Raw genomic sequence first — 18,897 nt, forward strand, 5'->3', positions numbered from 1 at the left:
GCCGCGCCGGAAATTTTATGCCGTGCTGCCACAGGCGCCAGACTTATTATTTCATCGACAAGACTCATGAGCGGCGGTTATGGGCGCGGCCGCAAGATTCATTGGCGCACGCGGCGCTCTGTCCGTAAGCTGGCGCTATCGGCGTCAGGAGAGGTGAAACGGCATGCGCGAGGTGATCGTGATCGGCGGCGGGGTGGTGGGACTGGCGTCGGCCTGGTGGCTGCTCGAGGCCGGGTTCGGCGTGACCCTGCTCGAAGCCGAAGCCACGCTCGGCGCGGGGGCGAGTTTCCGCAACGGCGGCCAGCTCAGCTATCGCTATGTGGCGCCGTTTGCCGACGCCGGGGTGCCGCTCAAGGCGCTGCGCTGGCTGTTGCAGAAAGATGGCCCGCTGCGCTTCCGGCTTGAAGCCGACCGCCGCCAGTGGCGCTGGCTGGCGCAGTTCCTGGCGCATTGCAATGCCGACACGCACCGCCGGACCACGGCGCGCCTGCTCCAGCTAGGCGAGCTGAGCCGAACAGCGATGGGGCGGCTGGACGGCATCCTCCCTAAAGACGAGTTTGCCTGGCGCGAGGCGGGCAAGCTGGTGGTATACCGCTCGCCGAAGGCCTTCGCCGCGGCGGCGCGGGCGGCGGCGGGCGGCGAGGTGCTGTCGGCGGCAGAGTGCGTGGCGCGCGAACCGGCGCTGGCGGCGGCCCGGCCGGTGCTGGCCGGCGGCGTGTTCAACCACGGCGAAGCGGTGGCGGACTGCCATGCGTTTTGCGTCGGGCTGGGACAGCGCCTGCGCGCGCATCCGCGTTTTCGCGGGGTGGTGCGCGGCGAAGCGCGTCGCTTGCTGGCCGAGGACGGCAAGCTGCGCTGGCTCGACACCAGCGCCGGCATGCTGGCGGCCGATGACTTTGTGCTGGCGGCGGGCATCCGCAGCCGCACCCTGGCGGCCACGGCGGGCATTTACCTGCCGCTGTATCCGCTCAAGGGCTACAGCCTGTCCGCGCCGGTCCGGCCCGGGGACGTGGCGCCGGACATCAGCGTGACCGACTTCGAGCGCAAGGTGCTGTATGCGCGCATCGGCGAGCAGTTGCGGGTGGCGGCCATGGTCGACATGGTGGGCGAGGATGCCTCGCTCGACCCGGGCCGGATCGCGGGCCTGCTGCGCCAGGCGCGCGCGGTGATGCCGCAGGCGGCCGATTACGGGCAGGTGAGCGCGTGGGCGGGGCTGCGTCCGGCAACGCCGAGCAGTGCGCCGATCATCGGGGCCACGCCTTTGAGCAACCTGTGGCTGAACGTGGGGCACGGGCCGCTCGGGTTCACGTTTGCGTGCGGGTCGGCCAGCATCTTGGCCGCTGTGATGCGGGGAGAGGCGCCGCCGATCAGCCTGGAAGGGCTGGGGTTGCCCGCTTAAGCGGCCTCGCCGACCACCGGCTTGAGCGGGTCGCCAATAGACGCCCTTCCTTCCAATACTGCATCAACGTGGTCGTAGAAAGCCTGAGCTTCCGGCGAAATTGGCCGGCTCAGGGTGGCGGCCATGCGCTCGGCGATGTCGGCGTCACCCCATTGGTCCATCATTTCCGCCATCAGGATGGTGGTCTTTTTCCTGTCGATGGCACGGGAATGCTGCAATTTTCTGCTGAGCTTGAACTTGAGCGGGTTGCGCGGCAATCGCGTTGCTTGAGCGGCAAAGCGATTCTTGCGAAGTGAGGTCTTTTTCATGGTGTTCGCTCCCATAGTGCAGCCGGGTTGGCATTCGAGCTATAGCTGTGAACGCTTGGCGGATGGTTTGCCATTGCCAGTGCGCCTAACGATGTCCACTGCGAATCCCTGCCGGTATCAGCGTCCATCCACGCTTTATAGTAGTTCAAAACGGGATCGTTCGCATACCGATCGACGATCATCCCAAGCGAAATGTAGCGCCCTGTTTGAAGGAAACGATCAAGCGCCCGCCGGGTTGCATGCACCCGATCCAGCAACATCGCCGTCAGATGAACCTGGTAGCCGTTTTCGACCAACAAATGACGCATCGATTTCACACGGCGCTCATCATTGCCAACAAGTGGAATGACGACGTTCAGCCTTCTGGACATACAATAGGTGAGCAGGGATGCATCTGCTGAAAGCTCCATGCCAAAAATGAGCAATCTCGACTCTTCATGCACCAACGCAGCCCCAGCCAGCGCATGCGCGAATTCAGGCAGCTTGCGCTTGGCAAAATCGGAGTCGAGGACCATGGCGCCCAAGCGATCCGAAATGACACTGACCAGCGTCGATTTGCCTGACGCCGGCAGTCCGGTAATCACATAGGCGCATGCGCCGGCGTAGGCTTGTCGCCCGCACGGCTTCGCGCCGCCTTTGCCCAGATAAATCTCTTCGTCGGAATCAAGACGATCATAAACGATCAGCTCTTCAATCACCCGCCGGCGCAGGATATCGCGCGCAAGATCGCTGCGGTATTGCGGCACGCGATTGCGCCGGCTCACATTGGTTTGCTCTGCATGGGCCGCCATGTCCGCGCTCTCGGCATCGCGAATACGTTTGCACAGCTCAGGCAAGTCGACGCTGCCCCCACCGCGCAACGGCAGCTCATGCCTGATCCCAAGACAATTGCCCAGAAACGCCTCGATGCTTTCGTGGTCCAGCAGTGGCCTGGCATAATTCTTGGTCATGGATCGCCTGTCAACGCAAGATGTCAATCGAAGACATCAAACTTAACAGCGCCGCGTGACCAGGATCTGCGCGCACGCAAATGTCCACGCGGCGGCTATGGCAAGACTTCGATGCCGATAAGGCGTCCGTCAAGGAAGTCCATGAACACATCCGCGCCTTCATACTCGATGAGGTCGGACAGGCGCACCGTTGTCGTGACAGGCGTGCCTTTCCCAGGGTGATCGGGAAGCCTCAGGTAGGCGGGCGGGCGGTCGCCTTCAGGATCGTCATCCGGATCCTCTGCAGGATCGGAATCGCAAACCGTCAGCTCGAATTTTCCATTTGGCATAACAATCTTTCAGTCACAAAGAAGGGGAGCCAAGCGCCTCAAATGCGGGCCGACTGAGTGCCAGCATACAATATCCTTTGAAGCACGCCGGGTTCGTCACCCGCGAACGCTTTTTCCGTACCAGGGCGATGCGCGTGTGCGCACGCAAAGGCGCACGTCATCCCATCGCCACCGGCAATATGGCGGATAATTGCAAGATTCTGTTTCTGCAAACAATCATGCCCTCTCCCTCCACCTGCCCTTGCGGCGGCGCCACCTTCGCCACTTGCTGCTCTCCTTTCCTGAGCGGTGAAGCCGTGCCCCAGACGGCCGAAACCCTGATGCGCTCGCGCTACAGCGCCTACACCCTGGGCAATGAAGCCTACCTGCGCGCCACCTGGCACCCAAGCACCGTCCCGGCCGATCGTATCGTCGGCGAAAACGAGCATACCCGCTGGCTTGGACTGGAGATTAAATCTGCTTTACGTTTACGTAAACGTCAAGCAAACCTGCTAGAATCGCCGGACGCCGATACCGTAGAATTCGTCGCCCGCTACAAGATTGGCGGGCGCGCGCACCGCCTGCACGAAGTGAGCCGTTTCGTTCGCGAGACCCACGATGGCGTGGCGCGCTGGTACTACCTGGACGGCAGTTTCCCGGACTAAAAAAGGATCGCAATGCCCCACATCGACAGCAAACTCAATCCGCGCAGCGACGACTTCAAGGCCAACGCCGCAGCCATGCAACGCATCGTCGACGACCTGCGCGCCAAGGTCACCGCGGCCGCCGCCGGCGGTGGCGAGGCCGCCAGCGCCAAACACGTCGCGCGCGGCAAGCTGCTGCCGCGCGACCGCGTGCAGATGCTGCTCGATCCCGGCACGCCCTTCCTCGAATTTTCGCAGCTGGCCGCGTACGAGATGTACGACGGCGCCGCGCCCGCCGCCGGCATCATCACCGGCATCGGCCGCGTGTCCGGCCAGGAGTGCGTGATCGTCTGTAACGATGCCACCGTCAAGGGCGGCACCTACTACCCGATGACAGTCAAGAAGCACCTGCGCGCACAGGAAATCGCCGACCAGAACAACCTGCCCTGCATCTACCTGGTCGACTCGGGCGGCGCCAACCTGCCGAACCAGGACGACGTCTTCCCCGACCGCGACCATTTCGGCCGCATCTTCTTCAACCAAGCCAATCTGTCGGCCAAGGGCATCCCGCAGATCGCCGTCGTCATGGGTTCGTGCACCGCCGGCGGCGCCTACGTGCCGGCCATGAGCGACGAGTCGATCATCGTCAAGGAACAGGGCACCATTTTCCTGGGCGGCCCGCCGCTGGTGAAAGCGGCCACCGGCGAAGTGGTCACGGCCGAAGACCTGGGCGGCGGCGACGTGCACACGCGCCTGTCGGGCGTGGTCGACCACCTGGCGCAGAACGACCTGCACGCGCTGTCGCTGGCGCGCACCATCGTCTCGAACCTGAACCGCACCAAGCCGGCCCAAATGGCGCTGCGCGCTTCAAGCGAGCCAAAGTACGCGCCCGAAGAACTGTACGGCGTGATCCCGGTCGATACCCGCAAACCGTTCGACGTGCGCGAAGTCATCGCCCGCATCGTCGACGGCAGCGACTTCGACGAATTCAAGGCGCGCTACGGCACCACGCTCATTTGCGGCTTCGCCCATATCTACGGCGTCAAGGTCGGCATCATCGCCAACAACGGCATTTTGTTCTCCGAGTCGGCGTTGAAAGGCACGCACTTCATCGAGCTGTGCTGCCAGCGCAAGATCCCGCTGGTGTTCCTGCAAAATATCACCGGCTTCATGGTCGGGCGCAAATACGAAAACGAAGGCATCGCCCGCAACGGCGCCAAGATGGTCACGGCGGTCGCCACGGCGGCGGTGCCGAAGTTCACGGTCATCATCGGCGGCAGCTTCGGCGCCGGCAATTACGGCATGTGCGGCCGCGCTTTCTCGCCGCGCTTCCTGTGGATGTGGCCAAACGCGCGCATTTCGGTGATGGGCGGCGACCAGGCCGCGTCGGTGCTGGCCACGGTCAAGCGCGACGGCATCGAGGGCAAGGGCGGCCAGTGGTCGCTTGACGAAGAAGCCGCCTTCAAGCAGCCGATCAAGGACCAGTACGAACACCAGGGCCACCCTTACTACGCCACCGCGCGCCTGTGGGACGATGGCGTGATCGATCCGGCCGACACCCGCATGGTGCTCGGCCTGGGCCTGTCGGCCGCCCTCAACGCGGAGATCCCGGACACGAAGTTCGGCGTCTTCCGCATGTAAAGGAACAGTATGGAATATCAAACACTCGCCGTTGCAATCGCCGACAAGGTCGCCACCGTCACCCTGAACCGCCCGGACGTGCGCAACGCCTTCAACGAAATCACCATCGCCGAACTGTCGCTCGCTTTCGATGAACTGGGACGCAGCGACGACATCCGCGCCATCGTGCTCGATGCGAACGGCCCGGCCTTTTGCGCCGGCGCGGACCTGAACTGGATGAAGAAAATGGCCGGTTACTCGCACGCCGAAAACAGCGAGGACGCGTCCAAGCTGGCCGAAATGCTGCGCGCGATCTACCTGTGCCCGAAACCGGTGGTCGCCAAGATCCAGGGCGACTGCTACGCCGGCGGCATGGGCCTGGTGGCCGCGTGCGACATCGCGGTATCGGTCAACAGCGCCAGCTTCTGCCTGTCCGAAGTCAAACTGGGCCTGATCCCGGCGACCATTTCGCCGTACGTGATCCGCGCCATGGGCGAGAACGCGGCGCGCCGCTACTTCCTCACGGCCGAAAAATTCAGCGCCCAGGAAGCGCACCGCATCGGCTTCGTGCACGATATCGTGCCCGCCGACGCGCTCGACGCGCATGTGGCGGCAATCGTCAACGCGCTCGTCACCAGCAGCCCGAACGCCGTGCGCGAAGCCAAGGTGCTGGTCCGCGAGATTACCGGCAAGGCGGTCGACGCGGCCATGGTGGTCGATACCGCCGAACGCATCGCCAAGGTGCGCGCGTCCGATGAAGGCCGCGAAGGCGTGGCCTCGTTCCTCGAAAAACGCAAGCCTTCGTGGCTGGTGTAACAGGATGGCGGACATGTCCCAGGATTGGGTAGCGCGCAGCCTGCGCAGCGTGTGGCACCCATGCACGCAGATGCAGCATCACGAAACCGTGCCTTTGATCCCGGTCAGCCACGGGCGCGGCGCCTGGCTGTACGACCATGAGGGCAAGCGCTACATGGATGCCATCAGTTCGTGGTGGGTCAACCTGTTCGGCCACGCCAACCCGGTCATCAACGCGGCCCTGAAGGACCAGCTGGACCGGCTCGAGCACGCCATGCTGGCCGGCTTCACGCACGAACCGGTGGTGCGCCTGTCGGAGCAGTTGTCCGAGATGACCGGCAAGGTGCTCGGCCACGCCTTCTACGCGTCGGACGGCGCATCGGCGGTCGAAATCGCGCTGAAAATGAGTTTTCATGCGTGGCGTAACGCGGGCCTGTCGGACAAGCAGGAATTCGTCTGCCTGCAGGGCAGCTACCATGGCGAGACTATCGGCGCGCTGGCGGTGACGGACGTGGCCCTGTTCAAGGATGCATACGGCCCGCTGCTGCGCGCCGCGCGCGTGGTCACGTCGCCGGACGCACGCAACGCCCAGGAAGGCGAAAGCGCGCAGGACGTTGCGCGCCGCGCGGCCGCCGATGTGGAAAAGCTGTTCGAAGAACGCGCCGGCCACATCGCCGCCATCATCATCGAACCGCTGGTCCAGTGCGCAACCGGCATGGCGATGCACGACCCGCTTTATCTGACGCTGGTGCGCGAGCTGTGCGACCGCTTCCAGGTGCACATGATCCTCGATGAAATCGCGGTCGGCTGCGGACGCACCGGCACCTTTTTCGCCTGCGAGCAGGCCGCCATCTGGCCCGACTTCCTGTGCCTCTCTAAAGGCATCAGCGGCGGCTACCTGCCACTGTCCCTGGTGCTCACGCGCGACGAGGTGTACCAGGCCTTCTACAGCGAAGATGTCACGCGCGGCTTTTTGCATTCGCACTCGTACACCGGCAATCCGCTGGCCTGCCGCGCGGCGCTGGCGACCCTGCAGATCTTCCAGGATGACGATGTATTGAACCGCAACCGCGCACGCGCCACGCGCCTGACGATGGCGCTCGCGCCCCTGGCGGAACATGACCGTGTGCGCAATTTCCGCCAGCGCGGCATGATCTGGGCGTTCGATGCGGTGGAACCCGACGCCGTCCGCGCCGCCACCTTCTCGCGCCGCTTCTTTGCCAGCGCGCTGGAAAACGAACTGCTGCTGCGCCCCATCGGCCGCACCGTGTACCTGATGCCGCCGTATATTCTCAGCGACGAGGAAAGCGACGGCCTGGCCGAGCGCACCCGCGCCGTGTTCGACACCGTGATCGCGAGCTGACCGATGAAGTTAATTGACGCAATCGAGAGCCAACTACGCCAGCTGGACGAGCAAAGCCTGACGCGCGAACGGCGCGTGGTGGAAACGCCCTGCAAGCCGCGCCTGATGGTCGGCGGGCGCGCGTTGCTGGCCTTTGCCAGCAACGACTACCTGGGCCTGGCGGCGCACCCGCGCGTGGTCGACGCCCTGCGCGAAGGCGCGGGCCTGTATGGCGCCGGCAGCGGCGCTTCGCATCTGATATCGGGCCACAGCGTGGCGCACCAGCGGCTGGAAGAGCGGCTGGCCGACTTCGTCGGCCCGCACCTGGAATCGGCGCGCACGCTGAGCTTTTGCACTGGCTACATGGCCAACCTGGCGATCCTGACCGCGCTCGGCGCCGATGGCGACGCCCAGATTTTTTCGGAGTCGCTGAACCACGCCTCGCTGATCGACGGCGCCCGTCTTGCGCGCGCTTCGGTCAAGGTGTATCCGCACGCGGACCTGGCGACCCTGGGCGCCATGCTCGCCGCCAGCAACGCCACCGCCAAGCTGGTGGTCACCGACAGCGTCTTCAGCATGGATGGCGACATCGCACCCTTGCCCGAACTGCTGGCGCTGTGCGAGCAGCACGGCGCCTGGCTGGTGATCGACGACGCGCATGGCTTCGGCGTGCTGGGCGCACACGGGCGCGGCGCGCTTGAACATTTCAACTTGCGCTCGCCGAACATCGTCTACATGGGCACCTTGGGCAAGGCGGCCGGCGTCGGCGGCGCCTTCGTGGCGGCGCATGCCAGCGTGATCGAACTGATGATCCAGCGCGGCCGGCCCTACATCTACACCACCGCCGCGCCGCCGGCGCTGGCGCACGCGCTCTTGACCAGCATCGACATCATCGGCGGCGACGAAGGCGCTTCGCGCCGCGCGCACCTGGCGTCCCTGATTGCCGCCTTCGACGAACAGATCGCCCTGAAACGCTGGCAGCGCGTGCCGTCACACACCGCGATCCAGGCGATCGTGATCGGCACCAACGAAGAAGTCCTGCGCATCGGCGCCGGCCTGCATGGCCACGGCCTGTGGGTGCCGGCGATCCGGCCTCCGACCGTGCCCGAAGGGACTGCGCGCCTGCGCGTGACCCTGTCGGCCGCGCACACGCATGAAGAAGTCGCGCAGCTCGCCGCTGTGCTCAACGACCTGGAAAGGACGTGAGATGAGCCTCAATGATCCCATCGTACCCGTGGTGACCGAACCGGCGCCGGGCGCCGAAGCTGTGCTGGTGGCAGAGCCGCAGCCGTCGCTGGCGGCCGAAGGCCTGCCGTTCCGCTTTTGCTGCTTCGTGACCGGCACCGACACCGAGATCGGCAAGACGCTGGTCTCGGCCGCGATCCTGCACATGCTGGTGGCCGGCGGCGTGCGGGCCTGCGGCATGAAGCCGGTGGCCGCCGGCGCCACCGAGCGCCACGGCGAACTGCATAACGACGACGCCGACATGCTGGTCGCCGAAAGCAGCGTGCACCTGCCGGTCAACATCACTACCCCCTACATGCTGCGCGCAGCCTGCGCGCCGCACATCGCCGCCAAACTCGATGGCGTGACCATCGAACCGGTGCCGATCATCGCCGCCTATGCCGAAATCGCGGCCGCCTCGGATGCCGTGGTGGTCGAGGGCGTGGGTGGCTTCCGGGTGCCGTTCTCGGACCTTTTCGACAGCGCCCAACTGGCCGAACAACTCAACCTGCCGGTGATCCTGGTGGTGGGTCTGCGCCTTGGCTGCATCAGCCACGCGCTGCTGACGGTCGAAGCGATTATCGCACGCGGCCTGGTGCTGGCCGGCTGGGTGGTCAACGAGATCGACCCGGACATGCAGTTCGCCGACGAGAATGTCGAGGCGCTGGCCGAACGCATCCCGGCGCGCCTCCTGGGGCGTATCCCGTACCTCGAGCAGCCAACGGCTGCCGAAGCGGCCAAATTTATTGATCTCGCGGGGCTGCCTGGCTGGCCGTCCGCGCGCGACTGAACCTGAAGGAACCATGATGTCCCAAACCCAAGCTGTCTCTTTCCACCCGCCCGCGGCCGCGATCACCCTGCCGGAAGCGGCCACCTGGCCGCTGGCGGACGTGCTGGCGCTGTTCGAGCTGCCGTTCAATGACCTGATGTTCCAGGCCCAGACGGTGCATCGCAAGCAGTTCCCGGCGGGCGATGTCGAACTGGCCACGCTGTTGTCCATCAAGACCGGCGGCTGCGAGGAAGACTGCAGCTACTGCCCGCAGGCGGCGCGTTACGATACCGGCGTTGAGGCGAAGAAGATCCTCGGCATCGAGACGGTGCTGGACGCCGCGCGCCAGGCCAAGGCCAACGGAGCCACGCGCTTTTGCATGGGCGCCGCCTGGCGCAGCCCGAAAGAGCGCGACATGGAAAAGGTCGAAGAGATGGTGCGCGAAGTCAAGGCACTGGGCTTGGAAACCTGCGCCACCCTCGGCATGCTCGAAGAAGGCCAGGCCGACCGCCTGAAACAAGCGGGCCTGGACTACTACAACCACAATCTGGATACGGCGCCCGAGTTCTACAGCAACGTGATCTCGACCCGCGAATACCAGGACCGCCTGGATACCTTGGGCCGCGTGCGCAGCGCCGGCCTGAAGGTCTGCTGCGGCGGCATCGTCGGCATGGGCGAATCGCGCCTGCAGCGCGCCGGCCTGATCGCGCAACTGGCGAACCTGAACCCGTATCCGGAATCGGTGCCGGTCAATCACCTGGTGCAGGTCGAAGGCACGCCGCTGCACGGCATGGACCCGCTCGACCCGTTCGAATTCGTGCGCACCATCGCGGTGGCCCGCATCACCATGCCGGAAGCGCGCGTGCGCTTGTCGGCGGGCCGTCGCCAGATGGGCGAAGCGGTGCAGGCGATGTGCTTCCTGGCTGGCGCGAATTCGATTTTCTACGGCGACAAGCTGCTCACGACCGACAACCCGGAAGCCGAAGACGACCGCGTGCTGCTGGCCAAACTGGGCCTGGTAACGCGCGCATCGACCCTGGAATCGGCGCCCAAGGCCAGCTGCGGCGGCTGATCCCAACAACCTAGAATAACAATCGATCGAGACCCACGCATGTTCACAAAAATCCTCATCGCCAACCGTGGCGAAATCGCTTGCCGTGTAGCCGCTACCGCGCGCCGCATGGGCATCAGGACTGTCGCCGTGTACTCCGAGGCCGACGCGAACGCCAAGCATGTCGCGGTATGCGATGAAGCTGTGCTGATCGGCCCCGCCGCCGCCAAAGAGAGCTATCTTTGCGGCGACACGATCATCGCCGTGGCGCTGGCCACCGGCGCCGAAGCGATCCACCCCGGCTACGGCTTTTTGTCGGAGAACGCGGAATTTGCCGATGCCTGCGCCGAAGTCGGCCTGGTGTTCATTGGCCCGCCGGGTTCGGCCATGCGTGCGATGGGTTCCAAGTCGGCCGCCAAGTCGCTGATGGAAAAGGCCAACGTGCCGCTGGTGCCGGGTTATCACGGCGACGAGCAGGACCCGGACTTCTTGCAGAAGCAGGGCGACCGCATCGGCTACCCGGTGCTGTTGAAAGCCAGTGCCGGCGGTGGCGGCAAGGGCATGCGCGTGATCGAAAAATCGGAAGACTTCAAGGCGGCGCTGGCTTCGTGCAAGCGCGAGGCGATCAGCTCTTTTGGGGATGACAAGGTCCTCGCCGAAAAATATCTGCTGCGTCCACGCCACATCGAAATCCAGGTGTTCGCCGACACCCACGGCAATTGCGTCTACCTGCACGAGCGCGATTGCTCGGTGCAGCGGCGCCACCAGAAGGTGCTGGAAGAAGCGCCGGCGCCGGGCATGTCGCTTGAGCGCCGCGCCGCCATGGGCGAGGCTGCGGTCGCTGCCGCGCGCGCGGTCGGCTATGTGGGTGCGGGCACGGTCGAATTCATCGCCAACCAGGATGGTTCGTTCTACTTCATGGAGATGAACACGCGCCTGCAGGTCGAGCACCCTGTGACCGAAATGATCACCGGGACCGACCTGGTGGAGTGGCAGCTGCGCGTGGCCAACGGCCAGGCGCTGCCGAAAACGCAGATGGAGCTGGGCATCCACGGCCATGCAATCGAAGCGCGCATCTACGCCGAGAATCCTGAAAAAGGCTTCCTGCCGTCGATCGGCACCTTGCGCCATATGGATACCCCAAGCGCGGTCAGCTTCGAGCTCGGTGGCACGCCGGGCGGCTCGCCGGCGGCGGTGCGCATCGATTCGGGCGTGCGCGAGGGCGACGCCATCTCGCCGTATTACGATCCGATGATCGCCAAGCTGATTGTCTGGGGTGCGGACCGCACGCAGGCGCTGGCGCGCATGTCGCAGGCGCTGGCCGAGTTCCGGATCGTCGGCCTGGCCACGAATATCGCCTTCCTCAAGCGCCTGGTCGAAGGCACAGCGTTTGCGACGGCCGACCTGGACACGGGCCTGATCGAACGCAATGCCGATACCCTGTTCCCGGCACCAAAAGCGGCGCCCGTCGGCGCGCTGGCGTTGGCCGCGGTGGCCTTGATCGGGGCCGAGAAGCAGGCGTCGATCGGCCAGTCGCACAACGCGGCCGACCCGTGGGGCAATGCGCTCGGCTGGCGCCTGAACAGCGCCTACCAGCGCCAGCTCTCGTTCACCGACGAGTATTCGGCGGCGAAAGAGAGCAAGGCCTACCAGGTCGGCCTGACCTACCGCCAGCACGGGTGGGACCTGTCGGTGGGCGGCATCGACGCCGAGCTGGCCGTCACCGCGCAAGCTGGCGCGGAACTGTCGATCAAGCTCGGGGCGACGTCGATCCACGGCGCCGTGCGGCGCGACGGCGACACCTTTCACGTGTTCACCGGCGGACGGCACTTTGTGCTGGCCTATAACGACCCGATGGCGCACGCCGGCGAGGCCGAAGCCGCAGGCGGGCGCCTGACCGCGCCAATGCCGGGCAAAGTGGTGGCGGTACTGGCCACCAAAGGACAGCAAGTCAAGAAGGGCGATCCGCTCGTCATCATGGAAGCGATGAAGATGGAACATACCATCGGCGCACCAAGCGACGGGCTGGTTGAAGAAATCCTGTATCAGGTAGGAGACCAGGTCGCCGACGGCGCCCCGCTGTTGGCATTCAAGGCTGCATAAAAACAAAACAGAAAAGCATAGTGGAGACAAGCATGCGCATTCTTCTACATCGGGCCGACGGCGTTACCGAGCCGTGGGTTCGCGATTTCGCCAGCGTGCTGCCGCAAGCCGAGGTGGTGGTCTGGCAGGAAGGCGTGCCGTGCGCGCCTTGCGATTACGCGGTTCTGTGGTCGCCGCCGGCGGCGCTGCTCGACCAGTTGGCCAAGGTCAAGGCGATTTTCCTGACCGGCGCCGGCGTGGACGCCATTCTCAAGTTCGGCGACGCGCTGCCGCCGGTGCCGATCATCCGCCTGGGCGACGCCGGCATGGCGCTCCAGATGGCCGAATACGTGGCGCACGCGGTGCTGCGCTACTACCGCCGGTTCGACGAATACGAACGCCAGGCGCGACGTGGCCTCTGGGCGCCGCTGCCGCAGTTCGACAAGGCGCAGTTCACGGTCGGCGTGATGGGCATGGGGATGCTGGGGCGGCGCGTGCTCGACTCGCTGGCGCAGTTCGGTTTTCCGCTGCGCGGATGGAGCCGCGGCCACAAGGAGATCGATGGCGTCACCTGCTTTGCCGGCGAAGACGGCCTTGATGACTTCTTGCGCGGCACGCGGGTGCTGGTGTGCATGCTGCCGCTCACGCCCGACACCACCAACCTGCTGGGGCGCGCCAACCTGTCCAAGCTGCCCGAAGGGGCGTTTGTGGTCAATGTGGCGAGGGGCGCGCATCTGGCCGAGCCGGATTTACTGACCTTGATCAAGTTGGGCCATATCGCCGGCGCCACGCTCGATGTGTTCCGCAACGAGCCGCTGCCGGGGCCGCATCCGTTCTGGGATGAGCCGCGCATTACGATCACTCCGCATATCTCGGCCCTGACCTTGCGCAGCGAAAGCGTGGCGCAGATCGCCGGCAAGATCAGCGCGCTCGAACGCGGCGAAGCCGTGGCCGACGTGGTCGACCGCGCACGCGGGTATTAACAGTTTCACGAACAAGGAACCGCCATGAGCACCCTGCCACAACAAGTCAAGATCGTCGAAGTGGGGCCGCGCGACGGCCTGCAAAACGAAAAAGAGTCGGTGCCCGCCGCCGTCAAGATCGAGCTGGTCGACCGCCTCTCGCGCGCCGGCTTTGCGAATATCGAAGCGGCGTCGTTCGTGTCGCCCAAGTGGGTGCCGCAGATGGCGACCAGCACCGAGGTGATGGCCGGGATCACGCGCCGCGCGGGCGCGATTTATTCGGCGCTCACGCCCAACATGCAGGGTTTTGACGCGGCGCTGGCGTCCAGGGCCGACGAAGTGGTGATTTTCGGATCGGCCTCGGAGGCGTTCTCGCAAAAGAACATCAACTGCTCGATCGCCGAGTCGATTGCGCGCTTCGAGAGCGTGGCCAGGGCGGCCAAGGAACACGGCCTGCGCCTGCGTGGCAGCATCAGCTGCGCGTTCGGCTGTCCGTACCAGGGCGAGGTCTCGCTCGACGCCGTGGCCGACGTGGTGGGCCGCATGCGCGAGCTGGGGTGCGACGAGATCGACATCGCCGACACGATTGGGGTCTCGACCGCGCGCAAGACGCAGGCGGTGATGCTGCGCGCGGCCCAGGAGTTTCACCTGGACCGGATTTCCGGGCACTTCCATGATACGTACGGGCAGGCGCTGGCCAATATCTACGCCAGCCTGGAAATGGGCGTGTCGATCTTTCATTCGTCGGTGTCGGGGCTGGGCGGCTGCCCGTATGCCAAGGGCGCGACCGGGAATGTGGCGACCGAGGATGTGCTGTATCTGATGCAGGGGCTGGGGATTGAAACCGGGATCGATCTCGATATGGTGGTCGATGCGGGGCAGTTCATTGCGCAGCACCTGGGACGCAAGGGGTCGAGCCGTGCGGGCAATGCGATCGCGGCCAAGCGAGCCGGGTAACCGTTCAGAACCTCTAACTGTGAATCCGTCGTCCCCGCCTGCGCGGGGACGACGGCTCATTGGGTAATGGTTTCTATAAGATTTCACGACCGATGAAATTGCGCAAAAAGGCAATGAACATCCCCACCTTGGCCGGCAGATGGCGCGTGTTCGGATAGACCGCGTACACGCCCTGTTCCGGCAACGCATACGCGGGCAGTAGCCGCACAAGGCGTCCCGCCGCTACATCATCTTGCACCAGCCACTCCGGCAAAATCGCCACGCCCGCACCGGCCAGCGCAAAGCTGCGCATGCCGGCCGCGTTATCGGTGACGATGCGCTGCCGTGGATGCGTGGTGGCGACGATCTCGCCGCTGGCCGTGTGCGTCCAGCTCAAGGGCCCTTCAAAACGCGCGTGGAAGATGCCGTCGAGCGCCGGCAGCTGCCGCGGCGTCTCGGGCGCCCCGTGGCGCGCCACATACGCCACACTGGCGACCGGCAGGGTGGCAAAGCGCTCCATCAGCGCCGCGCGATAGGTCGAGTCGCGCAGGCTGCCCAAACGCAGCGCCAGGTCGAACCGGTCCGACACCAGATCGGCCAATCCCGGCGACGCCGAAAAATCCACCTTCAAACCCGCGTGCTCGCGCGCGAACACGGCCAGCGCCGGCACCACCATGTGCGCGCCGTATTCGGCGGTCGAGGTCACGCGCAAAGTCCCCGTCAGCGCCGCGTGGCTGCTGCGCGCTTCGTCGATGGCCGCTTCGGCTTGCGAGAGCACCTGCACGCAACTGTCGAAGAAGCGCTGGCCCGCATCGGTGAGCGCGATGCGGCGCGTGGTGCGCGTCAACAGCGACACGCCGAGCTCGCCTTCGAGCTGCTTCAGGTTGAAGCTCAGCATGGCCTTGGTGACGTCCAGCCTGGCTGCGGCCTTGGTGAACGAGCCGGTCTCGACGATGGCAACGAACATTTGCAGCCGGTTCAGGTTCAGCATAAATGGGGGATCGATTGTCAATGCAATTTGACAGTGTATTACGGTTGCCGCTGTTTTTCTTCGCAGGCAGCACTCCTATAATGACTGATCAATCATGCAAAGGAGACCGCCATGCCCCATCCCGTCATCAATCTTGACCAGTTGACGCCGCAAGACATGCCGCCGCAGTACGCGCCCACTGGCGCAGCCGCGGAACGGTTCGCGCCGCGTATCGCGATGATTGGCGAACTGATCGGCATGCGCGCGCTGGGCTGCAACCTGACGGTGCTGGCGCCCGGCAAGCGCGCCTTCCCTTTTCATAACCACCGGGTGAACGAAGAGGTGTTCATCGTTGTCCAAGGGTGTGGAACGATCAGGATCGGCGCCGCCAGCTATCCGCTGCGGCAGGGCGATATTGTTGCCTGTCCGGCTGGCGGGCAGGAAACGGCACATCAGATTATCAATACAGGGGAGGGGGAGTTGCGCTATCTCGCGCTGAGCACGAACCAGTCACCGGAAGTGGTGGAATTTCCCGATTCCGGGAAGTATGCGACACTGCTGCTCGATGCGGGCGGCGGTGCAAACACCTTGCCACAACGGACAGTAGGCCACATTGGCCAATCGGTCGACTACTGGGAAGGAGAATGATGTTGCTGGAAGAGATGCTGCCGGGGGAGTATGACAGGCTGATGAGGTGTTCTTCATCAGCCTGCATATCAATTCATGGTCGGAGTACAAGGATTCGAACCTTGGACCCCCTGGTCCCAAACCAGGTGCGCTACCGGGCTGCGCCACACTCCGAGGACAAGAATCATAGCGGAGGGAATACACTTGGTCAAGGGTCAGTATGATTTTTTCGCATTTTTCTTCGAAATAGATGAATTTTTACGCATCTGCCCCTAGTCCAACCATCAACGACCGCGTTTTGCTGCGGATTGGCGCCGGCATCGCGGTGTCGGTCGCCTTGCATGGGCTGATGCTGTTCGCGTACCGGCAGGAGCTGGCGCCGCCGTGGCGGGAAGATGCCGGCCAGCCCCGCGAGGCGCTGATAGTGACCTTGCGCGCGCGGCCCGCACCGGCGCCCGAGGTGCCGCCTGAGCCGGCGCCGCAGGCTCAGCCAGAGGTCAAACCGACGCCGGCATTCAAACCGAAGCACGCAGTAAAAACGGAAAGGAAGAAAACCGCGAAAGCGGAACCGGCAACAGCGTCGCCAGCGGCAAGTGCCCGGCCAGCGCCAGCGGAGAGTATCGCCGCGCCCGATGTGATTGCCTTGCCGGAGACGCAAGCGCATGCACCGGAAGCGTTCACGGTGGCGCCGCCGTCGGGCACGCCGCAGTTCGATCCCGATGCGGCCCGCAAGTTTGCGCGCGAGATCGCCACCAAGCCGGACCCGGCCCGCGCCGGCATGGCGGTGGCGCAGATTCCGCCCAAGCCGTATGCCACCGACACCAAGGCGGCCCGCGTGATCGCCCAGGCCAAGCGGTCTGACTGCAAAGATGGGATTCCGGGCGGATTGCTCGCTCCGCTCATCCTCCTGCTCGACAAGAAGGATAGCGGGTGCAAGTGGTAGCTGATCGACCGGGCCTGCGTGGCGCTGGACCGGCCATGCCTGCCTATTTCAGGCGCAGCTTGAGTTCCTGCGACGCCTGCTCGAGTGCGCTGCGGGTGGCCGGCAAGGTGGCCAGGGCGTTGAGCAGGCCGAAGTCGTGGATCATGCCGTTGTAGCGTACGCTTTTCACGTCCACGCCCGCCGCGTCGAGCTTGCGGGCATAGGCTTCGCCTTCGTCGCGCAGCACGTCGAATTCGGCGGTCTGAATCAAGGTCGGCGGCAAGCCTTGCAGTTGCGCGTTGCTCGCTTGCAGGGGCGAAGCATGGATTTCCTTACGGGCGCCGGCATCCCTTGTGTAGCTGTCCCAGAACCAGACCATCAGGTCGCGCGTCAAGAAGTGGCCGTTGGCGAACTGCTTGTACGACGGCGTATCGAAGTTGGCGTCGGTCACCGGCCACATCAGCACCTGGGCACGCAGCTTGGGTGCGCCCTGGTCCTTGGCCATCAGGCTGACCACCGCCGCCATGTTGCCGCCCACGCTGTTGCCGGCCACCGCCAGGCGCTTGCCGTCGACGTTAATGGCGTCGCCATGCTCGGCCACCCAGCGGGTTGCCGCATACGCCTGCTTGACCGCCACCCCGTAGCCCGCTTCCGGCGACGGCGTGTAGTTGACGAACACCGCCGCCGCGCCGGAACCGGCCACCAGGTCGCGCACCAGGCGTTCGTGGGTCGGATAGTCGCCCAGCACCCAGCCGCCGCCGTGGAAGAACATGAAGGCCGGGATCTTGCCCTTGGCCCCAGCCGGGCGCACGATGGTCAGCTTGACCGGCTTGCCGCCCAAGGTGACGGTTTTTTCGCTCACATCGGCCGGCGCCAGCGCCACCTTGCTGCCCGCCTGCGCACCGACCAGCACGGCCCGTGCTTCTTGCGGCGTCATCTGCTCGAGCGGCTTGCCGCCTTCGATCGCTTTCAAAAATTGCGCGGTGTTGCGTTCGACGCCGGGCAGGCTGGCTGCGTGAACGGTCGAGAGGGAAGCGGCGAGCAGGGTCAGGGCGAGAGCGGATTTCATGATGTTCCTTTTAGTTGATATCTATTAAGTAGTGAGCTATATATCGGATTGGCTTACTTGGCCTGTGCTGCTTCTTCGATCAGGCGGGCAACCGCAGCCGGGTTGGAGGTCATCACGACGTGCGAAGCGCCTTTGATTTCGACGGTTTTGCGCGACTTGGCGCGTTCGGCCATGAAGCCGAGGGCGGCGGCCGGGATGTTCTTGTCGGCGGTGCCGTAGATGAAGTAGGACGGCAGGTTCTTCCAGGCGGGCGCGCCGGACGCTTCGGTCAGCGCCGCTTCAGCGATCGGGCGCTGGGCGATTGCCATCAGCTGGGCGTCGGCTTTCGGCACGTCGGCGGCGAACTGCTGGTGGAACTTGTCTTGCTGGATGTAGAAATCCTTGCCGCCGCCGGCGATGGACACAGGCTCGGCCAAGGCCTGGCCCAGGGTGCCGCCGGGGAAACGACCGGACAGTTCTAACGCCGTCTCACCCTGGTCGGGAGCGAACGCGGCCACGTAGACCAGGCTTTTCACGTTCGGGTTGCCGTTGGCGGCGGTCGAGATCACCGCGCCGCCGTAGGAGTGACCGACCAGCACCACCGGGCCCTTGACGGACTTGACGATGTCCGACACCACGCTGGCGTCGCCCTTGACGCTGCGCAGCGGGTTGGCCGCGCCGATCACGCTGTAGCCATCGGCGCGCAGTTTCGAGGCAACGCCGTTCCAGCTGCCGGCGTCGGCAAAGGCGCCATGCACCAGGATCACGGTTGGCTTGACGGCGGCGACCGTGCTTGGGGCGGCCATGGCGGGAGCTGCGGCGGCGGCGGTGATCGACAGGGCGAGGGCGATGGTGTTGATGGCTTTCATGGTGGTTCCTTTAAAAGATTAAGTTAGCTTACTATTATATAGCGCACTACATTTTGATTCGACCGGGGCAG

19 protein-coding genes and 1 tRNA gene are annotated in these 18,897 nt (G+C 64.8%); 13 read left to right on the forward strand and 7 right to left on the reverse strand.

The window, feature by feature from the left end; translation table 11 throughout:
- The first annotated feature begins 163 nt into the window (after positions 1-163).
- Complete coding sequence (locus F0185_RS06345) at positions 164-1,399, forward strand: D-amino acid dehydrogenase (protein WP_167222619.1); 1,236 nt, start codon at positions 164-166, stop codon at positions 1,397-1,399.
- On the opposite strand, the gene F0185_RS06350 is transcribed toward F0185_RS06345, so the two are convergent.
- The 3 genes from F0185_RS06350 to F0185_RS06360 all read right to left on the reverse strand — a co-directional run bounded on the left by F0185_RS06350 (position 1,396) and on the right by F0185_RS06360 (position 2,986).
- Entirely contained in the window at positions 1,396-1,707 is a 312-nt protein-coding gene (locus tag F0185_RS06350) for a hypothetical protein (protein WP_167222622.1), read from the reverse strand. The genes F0185_RS06345 and F0185_RS06350 overlap by 4 nt on opposite strands.
- On the reverse strand, positions 1,704-2,657 hold the full coding sequence (locus F0185_RS06355; RefSeq protein ID WP_167222624.1) for a zeta toxin family protein: 954 nt from the start codon (positions 2,655-2,657) through the stop codon (positions 1,704-1,706). The genes F0185_RS06350 and F0185_RS06355 overlap by 4 nt, the downstream gene beginning before the upstream one ends.
- A 95-nt stretch (positions 2,658-2,752) precedes the next feature.
- Positions 2,753-2,986 (reverse strand): hypothetical protein, encoded by a 234-nt coding sequence (locus F0185_RS06360; protein ID WP_167222626.1) that lies wholly within the window; start codon positions 2,984-2,986, stop codon positions 2,753-2,755.
- 77 nt (positions 2,987-3,063) lie between these two features.
- Between F0185_RS06360 and F0185_RS06365 the strand changes: the two genes are divergently transcribed.
- Genes F0185_RS06365 through F0185_RS06410 form a run of 10 tightly spaced genes read left to right on the forward strand, consistent with a single transcriptional unit; the run spans position 3,064 to position 14,411 of the window.
- Positions 3,064-3,630: a YchJ family protein gene (locus F0185_RS06365; RefSeq protein WP_308623110.1), complete on the forward strand. Its 567-nt coding sequence runs from the start codon at positions 3,064-3,066 to the stop codon at positions 3,628-3,630.
- Between the two features lie 12 nt (positions 3,631-3,642).
- Positions 3,643-5,250 (forward strand): carboxyl transferase domain-containing protein, encoded by a 1,608-nt coding sequence (locus F0185_RS06370; RefSeq protein WP_167222628.1) that lies wholly within the window; start codon positions 3,643-3,645, stop codon positions 5,248-5,250.
- A gap of 9 nt (positions 5,251-5,259) precedes the next feature.
- A complete protein-coding gene (locus F0185_RS06375) occupies positions 5,260-6,045 on the forward strand; it encodes an enoyl-CoA hydratase/isomerase family protein (protein WP_167222630.1) in 786 nt (261 codons plus the stop codon).
- 13 nt (positions 6,046-6,058) lie between these two features.
- Positions 6,059-7,387 (forward strand): adenosylmethionine--8-amino-7-oxononanoate transaminase, encoded by a 1,329-nt coding sequence (gene bioA / locus F0185_RS06380; protein ID WP_229476783.1) that lies wholly within the window; start codon positions 6,059-6,061, stop codon positions 7,385-7,387.
- Positions 7,388-7,390: 3 nt separating this feature from the next.
- A complete protein-coding gene (gene bioF / locus F0185_RS06385) occupies positions 7,391-8,572 on the forward strand; it encodes an 8-amino-7-oxononanoate synthase (RefSeq protein ID WP_167222634.1) in 1,182 nt (393 codons plus the stop codon).
- 1 nt (position 8,573) lies between these two features.
- Entirely contained in the window at positions 8,574-9,380 is an 807-nt protein-coding gene (bioD, locus tag F0185_RS06390; protein WP_167222636.1) for a dethiobiotin synthase, read from the forward strand.
- A 16-nt stretch (positions 9,381-9,396) separates the two neighbouring features.
- On the forward strand, positions 9,397-10,431 hold the full coding sequence (gene bioB, locus F0185_RS06395; protein WP_167222638.1) for a biotin synthase BioB: 1,035 nt from the start codon (positions 9,397-9,399) through the stop codon (positions 10,429-10,431).
- 39 nt (positions 10,432-10,470) lie between these two features.
- Entirely contained in the window at positions 10,471-12,513 is a 2,043-nt protein-coding gene (locus F0185_RS06400; protein WP_167222640.1) for an acetyl/propionyl/methylcrotonyl-CoA carboxylase subunit alpha, read from the forward strand.
- Positions 12,514-12,545: 32 nt separating this feature from the next.
- Complete coding sequence (locus F0185_RS06405) at positions 12,546-13,475, forward strand: 2-hydroxyacid dehydrogenase (RefSeq protein WP_167222642.1); 930 nt, start codon at positions 12,546-12,548, stop codon at positions 13,473-13,475.
- 24 nt (positions 13,476-13,499) lie between these two features.
- A complete protein-coding gene (locus F0185_RS06410; RefSeq protein ID WP_167222644.1) occupies positions 13,500-14,411 on the forward strand; it encodes a hydroxymethylglutaryl-CoA lyase in 912 nt (303 codons plus the stop codon).
- Between the two features lie 73 nt (positions 14,412-14,484).
- On the opposite strand, the gene F0185_RS06415 is transcribed toward F0185_RS06410, so the two are convergent.
- Entirely contained in the window at positions 14,485-15,381 is an 897-nt protein-coding gene (locus F0185_RS06415) for a LysR family transcriptional regulator (protein ID WP_167222646.1), read from the reverse strand.
- A 111-nt stretch (positions 15,382-15,492) separates the two neighbouring features.
- On the opposite strand from F0185_RS06415, the gene F0185_RS06420 reads away from it, so the two are divergent.
- Complete coding sequence (locus F0185_RS06420; RefSeq protein WP_167222648.1) at positions 15,493-16,008, forward strand: cupin domain-containing protein; 516 nt, start codon at positions 15,493-15,495, stop codon at positions 16,006-16,008.
- A 76-nt stretch (positions 16,009-16,084) separates the two neighbouring features.
- Here F0185_RS06420 and F0185_RS06425 read toward each other — a convergent pair.
- A tRNA-Pro gene (locus F0185_RS06425) sits at positions 16,085-16,161 on the reverse strand.
- Positions 16,162-16,285: 124 nt separating this feature from the next.
- Between F0185_RS06425 and F0185_RS06430 the strand changes: the two genes are divergently transcribed.
- Positions 16,286-16,930 carry a hypothetical protein gene (locus tag F0185_RS06430; RefSeq protein ID WP_167222650.1) on the forward strand — a complete coding sequence of 215 codons (645 nt, stop codon included), beginning with the start codon at positions 16,286-16,288 and terminating at the stop codon, positions 16,928-16,930.
- Between the two features lie 43 nt (positions 16,931-16,973).
- On the opposite strand, the gene F0185_RS06435 is transcribed toward F0185_RS06430, so the two are convergent.
- A complete protein-coding gene (locus tag F0185_RS06435; RefSeq protein WP_167222652.1) occupies positions 16,974-17,978 on the reverse strand; it encodes an alpha/beta hydrolase in 1,005 nt (334 codons plus the stop codon).
- A 53-nt stretch (positions 17,979-18,031) separates the two neighbouring features.
- Complete coding sequence (locus tag F0185_RS06440) at positions 18,032-18,826, reverse strand: alpha/beta fold hydrolase (protein WP_167222654.1); 795 nt, start codon at positions 18,824-18,826, stop codon at positions 18,032-18,034.
- Positions 18,827-18,897: the final 71 nt, after the last annotated feature.

Origin of the sequence: Massilia rubra, assembly GCF_011682065.1 — a bacterium.
GTDB lineage: Bacteria > Pseudomonadota > Gammaproteobacteria > Burkholderiales > Burkholderiaceae_D > Telluria_A > Telluria_A rubra.